We start from the raw sequence: 18,214 nt of genomic DNA on the forward strand, positions 1-18,214 counted from the left end.
AGAAGTCCTTTGATGTTTTAGTGGTGGATGATAATTCTCCAGATGGGACATCAAAAGCAGTAAAAGCATTACAAAATGAGTTTAGCAGTCAACTTCACTTAATGATTAGGTCTAAAAAAACGGGACTTGGTACTGCTTATATTGAAGGGTTTAAATGGTGTTTAACTAAACAATATGATTATATATTTGAAATGGATGCTGATTTTTCACACAATCCTAATGATTTGATAAATCTTTATAACGCTTGTGCCATCGATAGGGCAGATATGTCTATTGGTTCTCGGTATATTAACAATAAAGTTAATGTGGTAAATTGGGATATGAAGCGATTACTGTTGTCCTATTTTGCCTCAAAATATGTAAAGTTAATTACGAGGATGAGAATAGATGACACCACTGCAGGATTTGTATGTTATCATAGACGCGTTTTAGAAACTATTGATTTGGATAATATAAAATTTGTTGGCTATGCATTTCAAATAGAAATGAAATTTAATATATATCTCAATAAATTTAGGATAATTGAAGTTCCCATCGTTTTTACAGATAGAAAAAAAGGAAAATCCAAAATGAGTGGAGGTATAATTTCCGAAGCTATTTTTGGTGTTATTAACATGAAGTTTAAAAGTTTATTTAGAAGCTAAGATGAAGAAAAAAACCATACTTATTAAAAATGCTAAAATAGTAAACGAGGGATCGATTACAGAAGGAGATATTTTAATTGAAGGGGAGTATATCAAAGAAATATCAGATTCAATTAGCGCAAAATCTTCTGATGTTATAGTTGTTGACATCGAAGGTAATTATGTGTTTCCTGGTGTTATCGATGATCAAGTTCATTTTAGAGAGCCAGGATTAACACACAAGGGGAATATTGCTTCAGAGTCGAGAGCAGCAATAGCAGGAGGGATTACGTCGTTTATTGAAATGCCAAATACAAACCCTCAAACAACAACTGTTGAGAAGTTAGAAGAAAAATTTGAAGTAGCTTCAAAAACGTCTCATGCTAATTACTCATTTATGTTTGGTGGGACTAATGATAATCTAGAAGAAATTTTAAAAGTTAATCCAAAAACTGTCGCTGGCTTGAAATTATTTTTAGGCTCATCTACAGGAAACATGTTAGTTGATGATCCTAAAGTACTAGAGAAAATATTTAGTAGTACAGATATGGTTATTTCTGTTCATTGTGAAGATGAAGCGACAATAAGAAAAAATTTACAAGAACATATAGAGGTGTATGGCGATGATATTCCGATGTCAAAACACCCAACTATTAGGAGTGAAGAAGCATGCTACCTGTCTTCATCCAAAGCGATAGAGCTTGCTAAAAAAACAGGAGCTAGGCTGCATGTTTTTCATTTGTCAACGGGAAAGGAAACGAGTTTGTTTAGTAATAAGATTCCCTTAAAGGATAAAAAAATAACAGCAGAAGTATGCATCCATCATTTGTGGTTTAGTGATGAAGATTACGACAAAAAAGGAACACATATAAAGTGGAATCCAGCTGTAAAAACAGCAAAGGATAGAGATCAACTCTGGGAAGCGCTCTTAGACGATAGAATAGACGTGATCGCCACAGACCATGCACCACATACGCTTGAAGAAAAAAACAATGTGTACACCAAAGCACCATCTGGAGGGCCTTTAGTGCAACATGCCTTGGTTGCAATGATAGAAATGTTTCATAAGGACAAAATATCATTACCAAAGATTGCACAAAAAATGGCTCATAATCCAGCAATTTTATTCCAAGTAGAGAAACGTGGTTACATTAAAGAGGGCTATTTTGCAGATTTAGTTATAGTCGATATAAATAATCCATGGACAGTAAATAAGGACAATATCCTTTATAAATGCGGATGGTCACCATTTGAAGGGACAACGTTCAGATCTAGAATAACACACACTTTTTTGAATGGTACGCTCGTCTATAATAATTTTAAGGTTTTAGATGTAAAAGCAGGTAAGCGGTTAACTTTTAATAGATAAAACGAGCATGCAAAAAGAGCGATCATATAAGGCGATTTTTAGTAGCGAGCATGAGGTGTCCTTTGAAATAATAATACGTATAAGCATATGAGACAGGTTTTTATTTTCTTAATGACTATATCGGTTTTTAGTTGCAACTACGCTAAAAAACCTAAAAAACCAGATGATCTTATTTCTAAAGATAAAATAGTAGATATTCTATATGACGTTTTAATCATCAATGCGGCAAAAGGAACAAGTAAGACTATTCTTGAAATTAAAGGTGTCCACCCTGGAGACTATATCTTTGAAAAATATAGAATTGATAGTTTGCAATTTGCTTCAACTATTGAATATTATGGTTTTGACGTCGAAGAATATGAATCTATTATAATTAGAGTAGAAGATCGTATCATTAAGACTAAAGATGAATTTCAAGCTAAAATTGATAAGGATACCGAAGAAAAACAGCGCAAAAAAGATTCCATTAAACAGTTAGTAGATACGCTAAAGGTCAAAAAGATTAAAAAACTAGACAAGACGAAAAAATTAGAATACAAAAACTATCCCGATTCATCTAAATAATATTTTGAAACTCGAGTTATAGAGTCGTCGACAGGAGTAAAACGAAAGTGAAGCTCCTTTTTTAGTTTAGAATTATCAAAAACTATTTTATTAGAAATTGATTTGGCCATTTGTTTTGATAGTTTTCGGCGTTTACCAAAAAGTTTATGACTTAACCAATCTAATCTCCAAGCGACTGATAATAAAAGTGAAGAGGCTTCCTTATTTGCAGATTTTACGTTTAGAGCTTTTGCAACTTTATCCTGAAAGATCTTAAAGGTTAAATTTTCAGCAATTAAAATATAACGTTCATTTTTTAAAGAACTATTCATAAGCTCCGTCATGCAATCTACAACGTTCCATACGTCAACATATCCAGAAGTCCCTTTAGGGTAGAATTTTAGTCCCTTGTAAATCTGTTTAAATAGACTTCCGCTACCTCCTCCATTCCAAAATCCAGGACCTAATATAATCCCAGGATTCACAATTACTGCATCCACTCCTTCTTGAGTACCTCGCCAAACTTCTATTTCTGCTCCATATTTGGTTATAGCATATACACTATTATCAACTTCTGGATTCCATTCAGTCTTTTCTGTAACAAGTGTATCTTTATTTGGTTCATTTCCAATCGCTGCAATAGAACTTACATAGCATATTTTTTTAACGGCATTAGAGATACAGAGATTTACAATATTTGCTGTGCCTTTAATATTTATTTTTCGGAGCTCATGATATTTATTAGGTTCAAAACTTATAAAAGCAGCGCAATGATAGACATGAGTGATATCTATAAAAGCAGCCTCTAATGAAGGGATGTCATTAATATTAGCTTCAACCCATTCAATTTTATTATAGAATGTTTCAACATCATCAGTATAATAACTAAACACTTTTTTCACAGACTCTAACTTATGAGCTCTTCTGTAAATGGCTCTAACAGAAGTATCATTACTCACTAATTTGAACAGCAAATGAGATCCAACTAAGCCCGTACCACCTGTAATTAAAATCATTTTGTAAAATTAGTCTTTTTTCTTTTCACGTATAAATCTATATTTGTCAAAGATTACTAATATAGATATTATGATAAAGAATTTTGTAGAAGAATTGAAATGGAGAGGTATGATTCATGATACCATGCCTGGTGCAGAAGAACATTTGATGAAAACCATGCGATCTGCCTATATTGGCTTTGATCCAACGGCAGATTCTCTTCACATTGGTAATCTTGTTCCAATTATGCTGTTAGCACATTATCAACGCTGTGGTCATAAGCCATTTGCATTGGTGGGTGGAGCAACAGGAATGATTGGGGATCCTTCTGGGAAATCTAGTGAGCGTAATCTACTTGACGAGAAAACATTGCGTCACAACCAAGATGCTATTAAGGGTCAATTAGCTCACTTTTTAGATTTTGAAAGTGATGTAGCTAATTCTGCAGAGTTAGTTAATAATTATGATTGGATGAAAGAGTTTTCATTCTTAGAATTTATTCGTGATGTTGGTAAACATATTACAGTAAACTATATGATGTCAAAAGACTCTGTAAAAAATAGAATTTCTTCGGAATCTACCGACGGAATGTCCTTTACAGAATTCACATATCAGCTCGTTCAAGGTTATGATTTCTTGCATTTATACAGACAAAATAATTGTTCTATCCAAATGGGTGGAAGCGATCAATGGGGAAACATCACCACAGGAACAGAATTAATTAGACGTGTTGCTCAAGGAAAAGGTTTCGCAATTACATGTCCTTTAATTACGAAGAGTGACGGTTCTAAATTTGGTAAGTCTGAAGGCGGAAACGTTTGGTTGGATGCGAATAGAACCTCACCATATAAGTTTTACCAATATTGGTTAAATTCTAGTGATGAAGATACTGAGAAGTATATTAAAATATTTACATTCTTAACTGAAGATGAAATTAGTTCTATAATTGCAGCACATCAAGAAGTACCGCACCAACGCGGACTTCAAAAACGTTTAGCTGAAGAGATTACAACAATGGTACATTCTAAATCTGATTTTGAGAATGCAGAGAAAGCATCGAACATATTATTTAGTAAAACATTTAAAGCAGACATTAAAACGTTGGATGAAAAAACATTTTTGGATGTATTTGAAGGTGTTCCACAAGCAGAAATATCTAAAGACGAATTACCGCAACTAGATATGATTGGTGCTTTAGCAGCTCAAACAAACTTTTTAGGCTCTAATAGTGACGCACGTCGTGCGCTAAAGGAGAATGCTGTATCAGTTAATAAGGAAAAGGTAAAAGAAGCATATCAGCTTTCTGAAGAAGATTTGATTAACGATAAATATATCATAATCAACAAAGGAAAGAAGAATACGTATATAATTAAAGTGGTCTAAATAGAAAAACGTCCCGCAGTTTACGGGACGTTTAACATTAAACCAATCAACTATTATGAGAAGCTAATCTTTCTTTTTCATAGAACTCTAAACTATTTTAGATTCATAGCTTCCCAGTTTTTGTCGGCTTTACGTTGTAAACCTTTCACATCATTTTCTTGCCATGACGTTAATGTATTGTTAAACCAAGAATTATAGAATAAATAGAGCTTCCCGTCCTTGATTTCGAACGTTTTAGGATCTATATCTACTTTTTCAGATTTTTTTGCAATAGCATAAGCACAATAACCGCCATATTGCGGAATATATATTTTTGGATTTTTATTAAATGTGTTGAGATTCTTTTCTGATAAGAACTTGAATTTTACACCGTCGTACCTCGCTGTATATTCATTTTTGCCTTCTACGGCTTGATTATCAAAATAAGCAACCACGTCGTAACCTTTGGCTACATAGTCTTTTTGAGTGTTATAATCTGCTGTTTGTGACGATGCGATTAGCATTCCGAAGAAAAAAATCACAGATAATGCTTGTGTTTTCATTTAGACGTAGTCGATAAAAAATGCAGATAATTACAAGACCATGAGATTGCAACCTCTAATATCACTAGAGTCAAATCTGCCAATAATTTCAAAAGTAGAATTGTCATGAACACGACCTAAATCTTGGGTGGCTATAAAAGAGCACGAATTAATATTAGCTAAATCAATAACGTTGATACCACCAGTTTTTTTTGTCTTTTGGAGAGTGAGTGCATCCTCTGGATCACGGGTTAAAATTCGCATCCAATCGGGACATCTAAAGATACCATCCCCTAGAGAATAAGCTTGGCTTAATAATTCGGTCATACCATATTCGCTATGAATTTTTGAGACTCCAAAGCCTGATTTTAAAACAGCATGTAATTCTTCTCTCACCATTTCTTTTCGGCGACCTTTCATACCACCGGTTTCCATTACAATCGTATGTTTTAAACTGAATTGGTGAAGTTCCACGAGATCTAAAAGCGCAAATGAGACGCCTATGAGCATGATTTTTTTTCCTTCGGAATCTAATGCAATAAGGGTTTCTTTTAATTCATTAATATTATCCAGATAAAACCCACTTTGAGGATGTTGAGAATGTTCAATCATGTCATTAACCATATAGACTAATGAGGAGCCTTTGCGCTCTAAATAATTGGGTAATAAAGCAAGAATAGTATAGTCCTTAATAGATCCGTAGAAATTTTGAAAACCTTGTCTAAAGCTCTTCTCGTAAATACTTAAATCGGTTACATAATGTTTACTGGTCAATGATCCAGTAGTTCCACTGCTAGAAAATGTATCTTCAATTGGTCCGTTAGAACTCAATACGTGATGACTTTTGAAAAACTGAATGGGTAAAAAGGGAATGTCTTCAATCCTTTGAATAGCACTGGGATGTTTGTATAATAAATCACAAAACGAGCGATATACAGCATTATTTTCAAACTGAAATTTGAAGACCTCCAATACCAATGTATTAAATTCATTTTCTGAAGAAATTGAAAAAATGGCGTTTGTGTTTATCATAGTTGCAAAAATAAAAAAAGCGTTGCCCATTAGACAACGCTTTTTAATACTTTATTTAAAAAGGCTTACTTGATGACTAACTTTTTAGTAATTGAAGCGTCATTTTGAGAAATCTTTACGATATAAATACCAGTATTTAATGCAGATACATTAATACGGTTGTTAGTTAACGTTTCATTGATTACTTGTTTTCCTAAGATATCATAAACAGACACTGAGATAGTGTCATCATTTGTTCCAACAATGTTTACAAATCCAGTTGATGTTGGGTTTGGATACACTGAGAACGTATTGTTTTGAATGTCATCAAGAGAAAGTGTCGCACCTGCGACGTCTGCAACGTATCTAGGTAAAACTTGATATGTACCATTAAATTCTGCTCCTAAACCAATCACAGAAGACATCATTGTTGGTATGTTTGCTCCAACTAAGTTTTCGTTACCAAAAGAAACTCTAGCGATAGTTACATCTGCTCCAGCAGTAATGTTGTAGTTTGTATTATCTGCAAAAATTCCAGTATCTGCAAACGTTACTCCTGTAATTTGTATTAACTCACTTTCATAAGATTCACTAGCAGCTAAAAATTGAGAAACGGTTATAGCTTCTGGAGTAATTGTAGTTCCTGTAGATGATGCTCCAGGAAGATCTGCAACAGGTACAAATTGTAAAACGCCAGAGAATTCACCTAATTGACCTTGTAAACCAGTAAGACCATCACCTATATTTAATGTAGGTGTTAATGTTCCTGATTGATCATCAATTAAAATTCCTCCAGTTGCATCTTGGATGTACTTTTGGTTTCTGTTATTGTCTGTTACGATGTACGTAATAATAGCTTCACCAGTTAATTCATAAACTTGTCCAACAGTACCAGCTCTTAAGTCTGCAATTGTTGCAATAGTATTTGAAGATAATACGCTAAAAGAAACCATATCTGAATCAACTAAACCACCATTTACAAGTTCTACAGTTACATTATAAGTTTGACCATCTGCAGTTGCAACTGCAAATGGACTCGTTACGTTAGTCGTCGTTGTACCATCAACTGTAATATCTACTGATTCACCACCAGCCAAGTTTGCAGTTGTAAATTCAATATTTACAGAAGTCGTTCCAGGTGCTAATTCTGCTCCATTTGAAGGAGAGGTTATAGCAATGCTAGGTGTAGAAACGAAACCGTCTACTACTCTGATATTATCAAAAGCGATATCTTCATCTCCAGAGTTTAAACTCATTTCGATTCTAAAAATTATAGTTGTATTTCCAGAAAGAGCAACACTTTCTACGTACTCTGCAAAAGTCGATGTGATTTCTGCACCATCACCAGTGCCATCAAAATCGGTATCAATTCTTGGTGCGCTGTTTGATCCAGCAGCTTCACTTTCAATCCATAATAGATTTTGTTCTGTACCGCCATCAATTGAATATAGAATATGCATATAATCAGCATCATCCCAGTCTTGGTTAGTCCCATCATCGTCCTCAGCAAGTAAAATTGCGAAATCAACATTTGTTAAGCCAGTAACATCAATAGCAATTGTTGAAACTGAAAGAGGCAATGTAGCGCCTTCTCCGTCTAAATCCTGTCCAGCGAAGATAAAAGTACCATCAACACCGTTTACTTCGTAAGACGCATTTATGTCGCTTCCATCTGTTCTTAAGAAGAAATCATTAAAACCGTCAGAAAACTCGGCTTCTGAAGTTGTATAATTAGTTCCATTTGTGTTTGTTTCAAAGCTTTCAGAATATAAAGTAGTTTGCCCAAAAGAAGCAAAACCAATTAAAGCAGTTAAACATAAAAAGTAAAGTTTTTTCATAATTGTTTAGTTTTAAATTGTTTTAAAAAAATGCAAACAAATATAGTTAGAATTTGAGGTTTAAACGAATAAATTATGTGCTATATTGCTATTTAACAATAGCATAACATGCACATAAAAAATCATCTCAGAATCAATTTGATAACAAAAATGTAAGTTAACTTAATGTTATCAATTTGGGGGGCATGTAATTATTTTTGTTATTAATCTTATCTTTACATCGCTAAGTGTTCCAATTTTAAAAAAATGAAAAAGAAGGATATTAAAATATTATTAGTTGACGATGAACCAGACATTTTAGAGATTGTCGGTTATAATCTGTCGTCTGAAGGCTATCAAGTCATAACTGCGGAGACCGGTCTAGAAGGCGTTAAAAAAGCTAAAAAAGAAAAGCCACAACTTATTATTCTGGATGTTATGATGCCAGAAATGGATGGTATTGAAGCTTGTGAGCAAATTAGAAAGATTCCAGAATTAAGCGATACAATTATCACATTTTTGACAGCTAGGGGGGAAGATTATTCTCAAATGGCTGGTTTTGATGCTGGTGCAGACGATTATATTACAAAACCAATAAAGCCTAAAGTTTTGGTGAGTAAGGTGAAAGCCTTGTTGAGACGATTAAAAGAAGATGATAAAGTTGATGAAATTTTAAAAATCGGAAACTTAGTAATCAATAGGGAAGAATATAAAATCACTATAAAAGGGGAAGAACTCTTACTGCCAAGAAAAGAGTTTGAATTGTTATCTTTGTTAGCAACTAAACCGAACAAAGTTTTTAAACGTGAAGAAATACTAGACAGAGTCTGGGGTAATGAAGTTATTGTTGGTGGACGCACAATTGATGTTCATATTAGAAAACTTCGTGAAAAAATTGGAGATGAAAAGTTTAAAACTATAAAAGGTGTTGGCTATAAGTTTGTGGACTAATGCAAAATAAATTAAAAAAAACGTATAAATTTGCCTTTAAAACAGCACTGTATATTACTGTTTTTTTGGCGCTCTTATCGAGTGTTTTTTTGTATGTTTTACAGTCTATTGACATTTTATATCTCTTGTCATTCGCAATCTTCACTTATATCATTTCATTTATAGTTATTCAATATAGAGTAGAGCGTTTTATCTATAGGAGAGTAAAAAAAATATACGATGATTTAACGCTTTTAGAATCTGCATCCTTACGCAAACAACCTATTACTACAGATATGGCGACGCTTACTCAAGAAATAGATAAGTACGCAAAAAACAAAAAACTTGAAATAGAGACGCTTATTGTAAGAGAAGAATATCGAAAGGAGTTTCTAGGGAATGTCTCTCACGAACTAAAAACGCCACTATTCACAGTTCAAGGGTATTTAGAAACTTTATTAGATGGTGCGATTCACGATGAAAACGTCAATGAGAAATATTTAAATAGAGCCAGTAAAGGTTTAGAACGCCTTATCTATATCGTTAATGATTTAGATATGATTACTAAATTAGAAGTTGGTGATTTACAACTTACTATTGCTGAATTTGATATTGTAGAACTTGTAGAAAGTGTCTTTGATCTTTTAGAGATGAAAGCTGCAAAGAAAAAAATCTCTTTGATTTTTGATATCGATTATAATGAGCCTATTATGGTTACAGCAGATAAAGAGCGAATTCAACAAGTGCTCTCCAACCTTATTGTCAACTCTATAAAATATGGTGAAGACAAAGGAACAACCGAAGTTAGCATCGAAAACCTTATAAAAAATAAGGTTATTGTGAGAGTTACAGATAATGGTGAAGGCATTTCTAAGGCTAATCTTCCACGTTTGTTTGAGCGCTTCTATCGCGTTGATAAAAGTGGTTCTAGAAAAGTAGGAGGATCTGGTTTAGGTCTGTCAATTGTAAAGCATATCATAGAAGCTCACGATGAGAAAATTTATGTAGAAAGTGAATTAGGTGTTGGGAGTGAGTTTTCATTTACCCTTGAAAAGACTAAATAATTTCTTGAAGTTTACCTCATAATCCATGGCGCTCAATCCTTTAAAATTAGAAATATCGTCTAATTTTCCTATTGTAAAGTCATCTTGTTTAGAACTGGCAACTAAACCTTGCTCTGTTAAACGCTCAGCAAGATATTCTTGTTCATATTGACCTGGAGTAGGGATGAAGAACGCTTTTTTATTGAGCTTAGTCAAATCCATGAGTGTTGTATATCCAGATCTCGAGACAATTAAATGACTTTCGTTCAACGCATTTTCTAATTCTGAACTCGTCATATAATTGTAAATAGTTAGGTTTTTTTCTTCGGAAATTTGTTGTTCATTTTCAATAACACCTTTGATAAAAAGCACTTTTCCATTATAGGTTTTGAAATCTGTTAACAGTTTTTTTTCTATGAATGTACGTTGAGGTTCTGGTCCAGAAAGCAGGACCATCACGTCATATTTTAAAGGAAGATCCTTCTTTTTAAACCGACTCAAAGGACCAATATATTTTACAGGCATATCATGAATAACCGTGTGCCCTAACTTACCGCTAAGATTAATATCACCAAGGTTATCTGGTACCCAACATTCATGAAACCGCTTTATAATGTTTTGATGCAATTTAGTGCTCAGCCAAGTGGTGCTGCCACTTAAAACTTGAAGTTGATGTGTTATAAAAACACAAGGCAACTTCTTATGATGAACACCTAAACGATTATCAGAAATGATACCATCAATTTTATAATCCTCTATAATAGAAGCAACAGCTTTTTTTTCGTTTTTTATCGCTTTAGCCATCTTTGGAGAGCTTTGCAACATTTTTAGTCTAAAATGTTTTCCGTTTTTGGGATACCTAATGTTGTATGACGGGAGTTCTATAGATTGAAGATTAGGAAATTCTTTCCGTAGTAATAATAATGCAATACCATCACTCGCAATAACGGGTTCAAATTGTTGCTCTTGCAAGGCTTTAATAATAGGAATACATCGCGCTGCATGGCCTAATCCCCAATTTAATGGCGCAATAAGTATTCGTTTCTTGAGCTGAATTTGCATGCGTTTAGTTTGTTTCAGTACTGTAGTCTCATGTATTTTAATGAGTCTATTTTTAAAAATAAAGATAAGCTTAAAATGTTTCCTTAATTTTACCACATCAATAAGTAAAAATAATAAATTGTTAAATATAGGCAGTGGGAAGTAAAAATAAACTCAAACGATTTAAAGAAAATGAAACATTCTCTAATGTGTTTCAGCCAATGAGAGAAGAATTAGTCGATTCACAATATGAATTTAAAGGTGAGTGGAATGCTTCGGTTTTTAAAAACGATAATCCCTTAATATTAGAATTGGGTTGTGGGCGTGGAGAATATACGGTAGAATTAGCGAAGAAATTTCCGAATAAGAACTTTATTGGTATCGACATTAAAGGAGCTCGATTTTGGAGAGGTGCTAAAACGGCAATAGAAGATCATATTCCTAATGTTGCCTTTATTCGCACACAAATTGAATTAGTGGACTGCGTATTTGCAGAGAATGAAGTCGATGAAATTTGGATTACCTTTCCAGATCCTCAAATAAAATATAAGCGTACTAAACATAGAATGACCAATTCACAATTTTTAAAACGCTACAAAACCATTCTAAAACCAGAAGGTGTTGTAAATTTAAAAACCGATAGTGAATTTATGCATGGGTATACGCTGGGATTACTTCAAGGTGAAGGTCATGAGGTGCTATATGCAAATCATAATGTCTATAAACAGGAAGGAAGCCCAGAAGAAGTAACGAGTATTCAAACCTACTATGAATCTCAGTATTTAGAACAAAACAAACCAATTACGTATATTCGGTTTAAAATTAAATAGAATTGAATATTACTGTCATTTTTTTTCTAGGATTAATTATAGCACTTGTTGGTGTTGTTCCTCCTGGCCTATTAAATATGACAGCAGCAAAAGTAAGTCTTAAAGAGGGTTATAGCAGAGGTGTTATTTTTTCATTAGGCGTTTGTTTTATCGTGTTTTTACAAACTTATATTGCTGCGATGTTTGCTCGTTATTTGAGCAGCCACCCAAATACAGTTGAGATTTTAAGACAGGTGGCATTTGTTATTTTTGTACTTATTACCATTTATTTTCTTTTTGTTGCTAAGTCAAATCCTAAACCAGACGTAGAATCACATGCCAAAAGTAAGCCTAGTCGTTTTTTTCAAGGCATGTTTTTGTCGGCAATAAACGTGTTTCCAATACCATATCAAGCCTACATGACAATTACTATTACAGGTTTTGGATGGTTTTCTTTTGACACAACAAACATAGTGTCATATTGCTCGGGAGCAGCAACAGGAACTTTCGTGATGCTGTATGTTTATATTTTCTTTTTTGACAAGATAAAAAACAAGAGTTTGACTTCTCAAAAAAACATGAATTATATCATTGGAGCAATAACTGGTATTGTTGCTGGAGTAACATTGATCAATATCATAATGGGTACCTAATGAAATTGGAGAGCCTAAATTTTTTTGATCGCGTTTATGAAGTGGCTAAATTAATTCCCTTTGGAAAAGTAACAAGCTATGGCGCAATAGCTAATTATTTAGGAGCTAAGCGAAGTGCCAGAATGGTCGGGTATGCAATGAATGGCTCCCACGGAAAAGAGGTTCCTGCACATCGCGTCGTTAACAGAAAAGGACTACTTACAGGAAAGCATCATTTTGATGGAACCAATCTTATGCAGCAACTTCTAGAGAGTGAAGGAATTGTTGTGATAGACAATCACATCCAAAATCTTGAAAAGGTGTTTTGGGATCCGATGAAGGAGTTGTAGTTTCATGTAAATTACATTTTGAAGTACCATTTAAATCTCAAATTACGTCATAAGAAATAGCAATCCGAACACTATAAATTTAGAGCTTTATTAAGTATCTTTGCATTTAGAATGATTCTGAATAAATTAATTACAGAATATAATAATTGCCGTGAGACGAGCATGTAAAAAGAGTTGTTATTCAAGGAACTGATTAATAGCGAAGCGTGTGACCGTTTAAAAACAATAGAGATAAGCACATGAAGTTAAATAAACAAGATATATTTAAAGCGCTTGAAAGTATTTCTGCACCTGGAGAAGGGCAAAATATGGTTGAAAGTGGAGCCGTAACTAACATTGTAACATTTGCAGATGAGGTTATTGTTGATATTACAATAACAAACCCAAGCTTACAAGCCAAAAAGAAAACTGAAGTTGAAATCATGCAAACCATTCACAAAATGGTGTATGAAAAGGCTAAAATAAAAGTAAATGTAAAAGTAGATGCGCCAACAAAATCTGCTCCTAATGTGATTAAAGGAAAACAAATTCCTGGAATTAAAAACATAATTGCTGTAGCCTCAGGAAAAGGAGGTGTAGGTAAATCTACAGTGACTGCAAATCTAGCTGTTACTTTAGCGAAAATGGGTTTTAAAGTTGGAATCTTAGATGCAGATATTTATGGCCCATCAATGCCAATAATGTTTGATGTAGAATTAGAAAGACCTAAAGCAGTTACTATTGACGGCAAGTCAAAAATGAGTCCAGTAGAAAGCTACGGTGTTAAAATTTTATCCATTGGCTTTTTCACGAAACCAGATCAAGCAGTAGTTTGGCGTGGACCGATGGCAGCTAAAGCATTAAATCAAATGATTTTTGATGCTGCTTGGGGAGAACTCGATTTTATGCTATTAGATTTGCCTCCAGGAACTGGAGATATTCATTTAAGTATCATGCAAGCACTCCCAATAACAGGAGCTGTCGTGGTTAGTACACCTCAAAATGTTGCCCTTGCAGATGCTAAAAAAGGAGTTGCGATGTTTCAACAAGAAAGTATCAATGTTCCTGTTTTAGGTATTATTGAAAATATGGCCTATTTTACACCAGATGAACTTCCTGATAATAAATATTATATCTTCGGAAAAGAAGGTGCAAAAAACCTTGCAGAAGACTTAGGCATTCCCTTCTTAGGAGAGTTGCCTTTAGTACAAAGCATAAGAGAAGCGGCAGATGCTGGAAGACCAGCAGCACTGCAAACGGCTACAGAATTAGAGCGAGCATTTGAAAAACTGACCCGAAATGTAGTAGAAGAGGTTGTAAAACGTAATGATAATTTACCAGCAACAGAGGCTATTAAAATAACGACGATGGCTGGTTGTTCAGCAGTAAATAAAAAATAGATGAGTACAGAAGAACTTAGAATAAATGTCGAAAAAGCATTAGATGAAATTCGTCCTTTTTTACAAAGTGATGGAGGTGATATTTCATTATTATCAATAGAAAATGATACGCTGGTTAAAGTCCAATTACAAGGAGCTTGTGTGGGTTGTAGTGTAAATCAAATGACACTTAAATCTGGTGTAGAAATGACTATAAAAAAGTATGCACCTCAAATTGAACACGTTATTAATATTGAAGCTTAGAATGGCATTTGTCATAGATTTACAAAGCGTTCTAGATTAATTTTACGTTCCAGAAATTAGAATTCATGATTACAACAGATATACTCATAATAGGAGCAGGGCCAACAGGACTATTTACTGTTTTTGAAGCTGGTCTGCTTAAACTAAAGTGTCATTTAATTGATGCTTTACCTCAAGCTGGTGGACAATGTTCAGAAATATATCCTAAAAAGCCTATTTACGATATTCCTGCATATCCAGAAATTTTAGCAGGGGATTTAACTGATAAATTATTGGAGCAATGCAAGCAATTTAATCCAGGATTTACTTTGGGTGAGCGTGCAGAAACCATAGAAAAACAAGAGGACGGTACCTTTATTGTCACTACAAATAAAGGAACTAAACACCAAGCTCCAGTTGTGGCAATTGCAGGAGGCTTAGGAAGTTTTGAGCCTCGTAAACCTTTAATTCATAATATTAATGAGTTTGAGGATTTAGGCGTAGAATATATTATTAAAGATCCTGAGGTTTACAGAGATAAGAAAGTGGTTATTGCAGGTGGAGGAGATTCTGCATTAGATTGGAGTATTTTTTTAAGTGATGTGGCGAGTGAAGTTACTTTAATTCATAGACGTAGCGAATTCCGTGGACATTTAGATTCCGTAGAAAAAGTACAAGAATTAAAAAATCAAGGTAAAATAAATTTAGTTACACCTGCTGAGGTTATCGGTATCGTGGGAGATGAAAAAGTAAAAGCTGTTGTTGTAAAACAGGCACAACATATTGAAAAAGAGTTTGAGATAGATTGTGATCATTTTATCCCACTTTTTGGGTTATCACCAAAACTAGGGCCAATTGGGGATTGGGGATTGGAGATTGAAAAAAATGCAATAAAAGTGGATAACGCTTTAGATTATCAAACCAATATTCCTGGTGTTTTTGCTATAGGAGATGTGAATACATATCCTGGAAAATTAAAATTAATTTTATGTGGTTTTCATGAAGCAACATTAATGTGTCAGGCAGCGTATAAAATCATCAACCCAGGAAAACGTTACGTATTAAAATATACAACAGTTGCTGGAGTAGACGGATTTGATGGAACACGAAAAGAAGCACCTAAAGCAGTTGTAAAAACAATAGTCTAACCTATAAGCTTTTCAAAACCTGATAGGTTTCATCTCACATAACTTTGGAACAAGACATAAATATCAAGATAATAGATAGAGAAGGAGTTACTCATGAGGTTTTAGCGCCTACAGATATGGCTATGAACCTAATGGAAGTTGTTCGCTCTTACGAGTTAGTTCCAGAAGGCACTATTGGTGTTTGTGGAGGTATGGCAATGTGCGCCTCTTGTCAATGTTATGTATTAAGTGAAACAGAATTACCAGAAATGCAAGATGACGAAGAAGCGATGCTTAGCGAGGCCTTTTACGTTAAATATAATTCGCGTTTGGGCTGTCAAATTCAGATGAGGCCAGAAATGGAAGGTTTGGAAGTTGAACTGGCTCCAGAATCTTAACAAATTCCTGCAAAGGCAGAAGCCTCTTAGTAAATTAGAAATGCCAGTTGGTAGAAGACGCCAACGTTAACGTTTATTTATTATTTAGTCTTGTCTTGATTCTATAAAGCTCATAGCTTTCAAAAATCTATTGCTTTTATGTAATAATGGTCCTTTGTCATCCATTATAATATACATAAGGAAACAACTTGATTTTTAGAGCCTTGTATAACGTATTTTCAAAATCACACAGATTATATTTAACCCAATTATAGTTATGTTCGTTTAAATAGTTGATTCAATCCTCTTTTTTGTCAATATACATACCAATTGTTTTAATATTCTTGTTAGGATTGTTGGCATAATATTTAGCGATAACTTCATGGTCTTTTTTGTAAGGAATACATTCTATATACCAAAAATCTATTAGATACAGCTTGCCTTTTTTAAGCTTTAGTTCTTTTTTTGTTTAAAGAATATAAATGGATAATTTGGAATGATTACTGCCGCCACACTGTTTTTAGTAACTATAAGTACCATTTATATTAACGCTGTAAATTCAGTTTTATAAATATATAAGTCACCCCCTTGAAATTGATCATTAAGACTAGTAATTAAGTAGGAGTAGTTATAACCAAGAGTTAGACGTTCCTTAGAATTAAAAATGCTTCCCGATTAAGAAAAGCATTTTTTGAATTTTTATATCGTCGCGAAACGATTATTCAAAGTGAAATTAAGGTATACGAGATTTGTTTTAATAGCGATTAGGTCTTAATTAAAAGCGTTTAGACCAGTAATATCTAATCCTGTTATCAATAAATGAATATCATGTGTACCTTCATAAGTGACAACACTTTCTAAGTTCATCATATGTCTCATTATAGAATATTCTCCACTAATTCCCATACCTCCTAACATTTGTCTTGAGTCACGAGCAATTTTTAAAGCCATATCCACATTATTACGTTTTGCCATAGAAATTTGAGCAGATGTTGCTGTTCCGTTTTCTCGCATTACACCTAGTCTCCAGGCTAATAATTGTGCTTTAGTGATTTCGGTGATCATTTCAGCCAGTTTCTTCTGTTGCAATTGAAACTGTCCAATTGGTTTGCCAAATTGGATGCGTTCTTTACTATATCTTAGTGCTGTATCATAACAATCCATTGCCGCACCAATTACTCCCCAAGCAATACCAAAACGAGCAGAATCCAAGCAGCCTAACGGCGCTCCTAATCCTGATTTATTTGGTAATAAGTTTTCTTTAGGCACCTTAACATTATCAAAAATTAGCTCACCAGTAGAGGATGCTCTAAGTGACCATTTGTTATGAGTTTCAGGCGTTGAGAATCCTTCCATGCCGCGTTCCACAATAAGGCCATGAATTCGTCCTTCTTCATTTTTTGCCCAAACTACAGCGAGTTGACAAAAAGGTGAATTTGAAATCCACATTTTAGCACCATTTAAAAGATAATGGTCACCCATATCTTTAAAATTTGTGGTCATGCCACTAGGATTACTTCCGTGATCGGGTTCTGTTAAACCAAAAGACCCCATCCATTCTCCACTAGCTAGTTTTGGTAAATATTTTTGACGTTGTTCTTCATTTCCATATTTCCAAATAGGATACATGACCAATGATGACTGCACAGATGCGGTACTTCGCACTCCAGAATCTCCACGCTCTATTTCTTGCATAATTAAGCCATAAGAAATTTGGTCTAGTCCAGCGCCACCATATTGTTCAGGAATGTATGGGCCAAAAGCTCCAATTTCTGCCAATCCGCTAATTATAGATTTTGGAAATTCTGCTTTTTGCGCAGCTTCCTCAATTATTGGTGAGACATCACGCTTAACCCATTTTCTGGCAGCATCACGTATTAATTTATGTTCTTCTGTAAGTAATTCGTCAAGATTATAATAATCAGGAGCTTCGAATAAATCTGGTTTCATCTGATAGTGTTTAATTTAAGTGATTGTAAGGCAAACTTCGCATAAATGCATATTTTTATAATCTCCACAAATCACTTTATTTTATGCATTA

General features: G+C 34.0%; 19 protein-coding genes. 13 read left to right on the forward strand and 6 right to left on the reverse strand.

The features are described 5' to 3' along the window. From ACJAZK_RS10740 to ACJAZK_RS10750, 3 genes are all read left to right on the forward strand, one after another. On the forward strand, window positions 1–644 hold a 644-nt coding region (locus ACJAZK_RS10740), incomplete at its 5' end, for a polyprenol monophosphomannose synthase (protein WP_415223962.1). Window position 645: 1 nt separating this feature from the next. Continuing rightward, window positions 646–1,992, forward strand: coding sequence for a dihydroorotase (locus tag ACJAZK_RS10745; protein WP_415223963.1), 1,347 nt, complete (start codon window positions 646–648; stop codon window positions 1,990–1,992). Between the two features lie 87 nt (window positions 1,993–2,079). Then, window positions 2,080–2,556 carry a DUF4296 domain-containing protein gene (locus tag ACJAZK_RS10750; protein ID WP_415223964.1) on the forward strand — a complete coding sequence of 159 codons (477 nt, stop codon included), beginning with the start codon at window positions 2,080–2,082 and terminating at the stop codon, window positions 2,554–2,556. Here the strand turns inward: ACJAZK_RS10750 and ACJAZK_RS10755 are convergent. Continuing rightward, on the reverse strand, window positions 2,535–3,551 hold the full coding sequence (locus ACJAZK_RS10755; RefSeq protein ID WP_415223965.1) for an NAD-dependent epimerase/dehydratase family protein: 1,017 nt from the start codon (window positions 3,549–3,551) through the stop codon (window positions 2,535–2,537). The two genes, ACJAZK_RS10750 and ACJAZK_RS10755, sit on opposite strands and share 22 nt — an antisense overlap. Before the next feature lie 70 nt (window positions 3,552–3,621). Here ACJAZK_RS10755 and tyrS point away from each other — a divergent pair, with 70 nt between their 5' ends. Beyond that, the gene (tyrS, locus tag ACJAZK_RS10760) at window positions 3,622–4,914 is read left to right on the forward strand and encodes a tyrosine--tRNA ligase (RefSeq protein ID WP_415223966.1); all 1,293 of its coding nucleotides are present in this window, start codon (window positions 3,622–3,624) and stop codon (window positions 4,912–4,914) included. Between the two features lie 92 nt (window positions 4,915–5,006). Here the strand turns inward: tyrS and ACJAZK_RS10765 are convergent, their stop codons facing one another. The 3 genes from ACJAZK_RS10765 to ACJAZK_RS10775 all read right to left on the reverse strand — a co-directional run bounded on the left by ACJAZK_RS10765 (window position 5,007) and on the right by ACJAZK_RS10775 (window position 8,284). Then, window positions 5,007–5,456, reverse strand: coding sequence for a YHS domain-containing (seleno)protein (locus ACJAZK_RS10765; RefSeq protein WP_415223967.1), 450 nt, complete (start codon window positions 5,454–5,456; stop codon window positions 5,007–5,009). Between the two features lie 30 nt (window positions 5,457–5,486). After that, on the reverse strand, window positions 5,487–6,467 hold the full coding sequence (locus ACJAZK_RS10770) for an acyl transferase (protein WP_415223968.1): 981 nt from the start codon (window positions 6,465–6,467) through the stop codon (window positions 5,487–5,489). A 65-nt stretch (window positions 6,468–6,532) separates the two neighbouring features. After that, entirely contained in the window at window positions 6,533–8,284 is a 1,752-nt protein-coding gene (locus ACJAZK_RS10775; protein ID WP_415223969.1) for a T9SS type A sorting domain-containing protein, read from the reverse strand. Between the two features lie 246 nt (window positions 8,285–8,530). Between ACJAZK_RS10775 and ACJAZK_RS10780 the strand changes: the two genes are divergently transcribed. Together ACJAZK_RS10780 and ACJAZK_RS10785 are read left to right on the forward strand one after the other, a co-directional pair. Further along, window positions 8,531–9,214: a response regulator transcription factor gene (locus ACJAZK_RS10780; protein ID WP_415223970.1), complete on the forward strand. Its 684-nt coding sequence runs from the start codon at window positions 8,531–8,533 to the stop codon at window positions 9,212–9,214. After that, window positions 9,214–10,257 (forward strand): sensor histidine kinase, encoded by a 1,044-nt coding sequence (locus tag ACJAZK_RS10785; RefSeq protein ID WP_415223971.1) that lies wholly within the window; start codon window positions 9,214–9,216, stop codon window positions 10,255–10,257. Before ACJAZK_RS10780 ends, ACJAZK_RS10785 begins: the two co-directional genes overlap by 1 nt. Here ACJAZK_RS10785 and ACJAZK_RS10790 read toward each other — a convergent pair. After that, window positions 10,231–11,298, reverse strand: coding sequence for a glycosyltransferase (locus ACJAZK_RS10790; RefSeq protein WP_415223972.1), 1,068 nt, complete (start codon window positions 11,296–11,298; stop codon window positions 10,231–10,233). The genes ACJAZK_RS10785 and ACJAZK_RS10790 overlap by 27 nt on opposite strands. Before the next feature lie 134 nt (window positions 11,299–11,432). Here ACJAZK_RS10790 and trmB point away from each other — a divergent pair, with 134 nt between their 5' ends. The 7 genes from trmB to ACJAZK_RS10825 all read left to right on the forward strand — a co-directional run bounded on the left by trmB (window position 11,433) and on the right by ACJAZK_RS10825 (window position 16,194). Continuing rightward, the gene (gene trmB / locus ACJAZK_RS10795; RefSeq protein WP_415223973.1) at window positions 11,433–12,107 is read left to right on the forward strand and encodes a tRNA (guanosine(46)-N7)-methyltransferase TrmB; all 675 of its coding nucleotides are present in this window, start codon (window positions 11,433–11,435) and stop codon (window positions 12,105–12,107) included. A gap of 2 nt (window positions 12,108–12,109) precedes the next feature. Beyond that, entirely contained in the window at window positions 12,110–12,739 is a 630-nt protein-coding gene (locus ACJAZK_RS10800; protein ID WP_415223974.1) for a LysE family transporter, read from the forward strand. Continuing rightward, complete coding sequence (locus tag ACJAZK_RS10805; protein WP_415223975.1) at window positions 12,739–13,068, forward strand: MGMT family protein; 330 nt, start codon at window positions 12,739–12,741, stop codon at window positions 13,066–13,068. The genes ACJAZK_RS10800 and ACJAZK_RS10805 overlap by 1 nt, the downstream gene beginning before the upstream one ends. A 239-nt stretch (window positions 13,069–13,307) precedes the next feature. After that, on the forward strand, window positions 13,308–14,447 hold the full coding sequence (locus ACJAZK_RS10810) for a P-loop NTPase (RefSeq protein WP_415223976.1): 1,140 nt from the start codon (window positions 13,308–13,310) through the stop codon (window positions 14,445–14,447). Further along, complete coding sequence (locus ACJAZK_RS10815; protein ID WP_028871363.1) at window positions 14,448–14,690, forward strand: NifU family protein; 243 nt, start codon at window positions 14,448–14,450, stop codon at window positions 14,688–14,690. It begins immediately after the preceding gene. A 65-nt stretch (window positions 14,691–14,755) separates the two neighbouring features. Then, on the forward strand, window positions 14,756–15,817 hold the full coding sequence (locus tag ACJAZK_RS10820; protein WP_415223977.1) for an NAD(P)/FAD-dependent oxidoreductase: 1,062 nt from the start codon (window positions 14,756–14,758) through the stop codon (window positions 15,815–15,817). A 44-nt stretch (window positions 15,818–15,861) separates the two neighbouring features. Then, window positions 15,862–16,194 (forward strand): ferredoxin, encoded by a 333-nt coding sequence (locus ACJAZK_RS10825; RefSeq protein ID WP_415223978.1) that lies wholly within the window; start codon window positions 15,862–15,864, stop codon window positions 16,192–16,194. A 750-nt stretch (window positions 16,195–16,944) separates the two neighbouring features. Here ACJAZK_RS10825 and ACJAZK_RS10830 read toward each other — a convergent pair. Then, on the reverse strand, window positions 16,945–18,123 hold the full coding sequence (locus ACJAZK_RS10830; RefSeq protein ID WP_415223979.1) for an acyl-CoA dehydrogenase family protein: 1,179 nt from the start codon (window positions 18,121–18,123) through the stop codon (window positions 16,945–16,947). Window positions 18,124–18,214 lie beyond the last annotated feature (91 nt).

The sequence above is a fragment of the Psychroserpens sp. genome, assembly GCF_047633235.1.
Classification (GTDB): domain Bacteria; phylum Bacteroidota; class Bacteroidia; order Flavobacteriales; family Flavobacteriaceae; genus Psychroserpens.

Coding starts and splice junctions, on each gene's coding strand:
- ACJAZK_RS10830 (WP_415223979.1), bottom strand. CDS start 18,123: ATGAAACCAGATTTATTCGAAGCTCCTGATTATTATAATCTTGACGAA.
- ACJAZK_RS10790 (WP_415223972.1), bottom strand. CDS start 11,298: ATGCAAATTCAGCTCAAGAAACGAATACTTATTGCGCCATTAAATTGG.
- ACJAZK_RS10750 (WP_415223964.1), top strand. CDS start 2,080: ATGAGACAGGTTTTTATTTTCTTAATGACTATATCGGTTTTTAGTTGC.
- ACJAZK_RS10780 (WP_415223970.1), top strand. CDS start 8,531: ATGAAAAAGAAGGATATTAAAATATTATTAGTTGACGATGAACCAGAC.
- ACJAZK_RS10820 (WP_415223977.1), top strand. CDS start 14,756: ATGATTACAACAGATATACTCATAATAGGAGCAGGGCCAACAGGACTA.
- tyrS (WP_415223966.1), top strand. CDS start 3,622: ATGATAAAGAATTTTGTAGAAGAATTGAAATGGAGAGGTATGATTCAT.
- ACJAZK_RS10810 (WP_415223976.1), top strand. CDS start 13,308: ATGAAGTTAAATAAACAAGATATATTTAAAGCGCTTGAAAGTATTTCT.
- ACJAZK_RS10765 (WP_415223967.1), bottom strand. CDS start 5,456: ATGAAAACACAAGCATTATCTGTGATTTTTTTCTTCGGAATGCTAATC.
- ACJAZK_RS10785 (WP_415223971.1), top strand. CDS start 9,214: ATGCAAAATAAATTAAAAAAAACGTATAAATTTGCCTTTAAAACAGCA.
- ACJAZK_RS10815 (WP_028871363.1), top strand. CDS start 14,448: ATGAGTACAGAAGAACTTAGAATAAATGTCGAAAAAGCATTAGATGAA.
- ACJAZK_RS10805 (WP_415223975.1), top strand. CDS start 12,739: ATGAAATTGGAGAGCCTAAATTTTTTTGATCGCGTTTATGAAGTGGCT.
- ACJAZK_RS10745 (WP_415223963.1), top strand. CDS start 646: ATGAAGAAAAAAACCATACTTATTAAAAATGCTAAAATAGTAAACGAG.
- ACJAZK_RS10755 (WP_415223965.1), bottom strand. CDS start 3,551: ATGATTTTAATTACAGGTGGTACGGGCTTAGTTGGATCTCATTTGCTG.
- ACJAZK_RS10775 (WP_415223969.1), bottom strand. CDS start 8,284: ATGAAAAAACTTTACTTTTTATGTTTAACTGCTTTAATTGGTTTTGCT.
- ACJAZK_RS10770 (WP_415223968.1), bottom strand. CDS start 6,467: ATGATAAACACAAACGCCATTTTTTCAATTTCTTCAGAAAATGAATTT.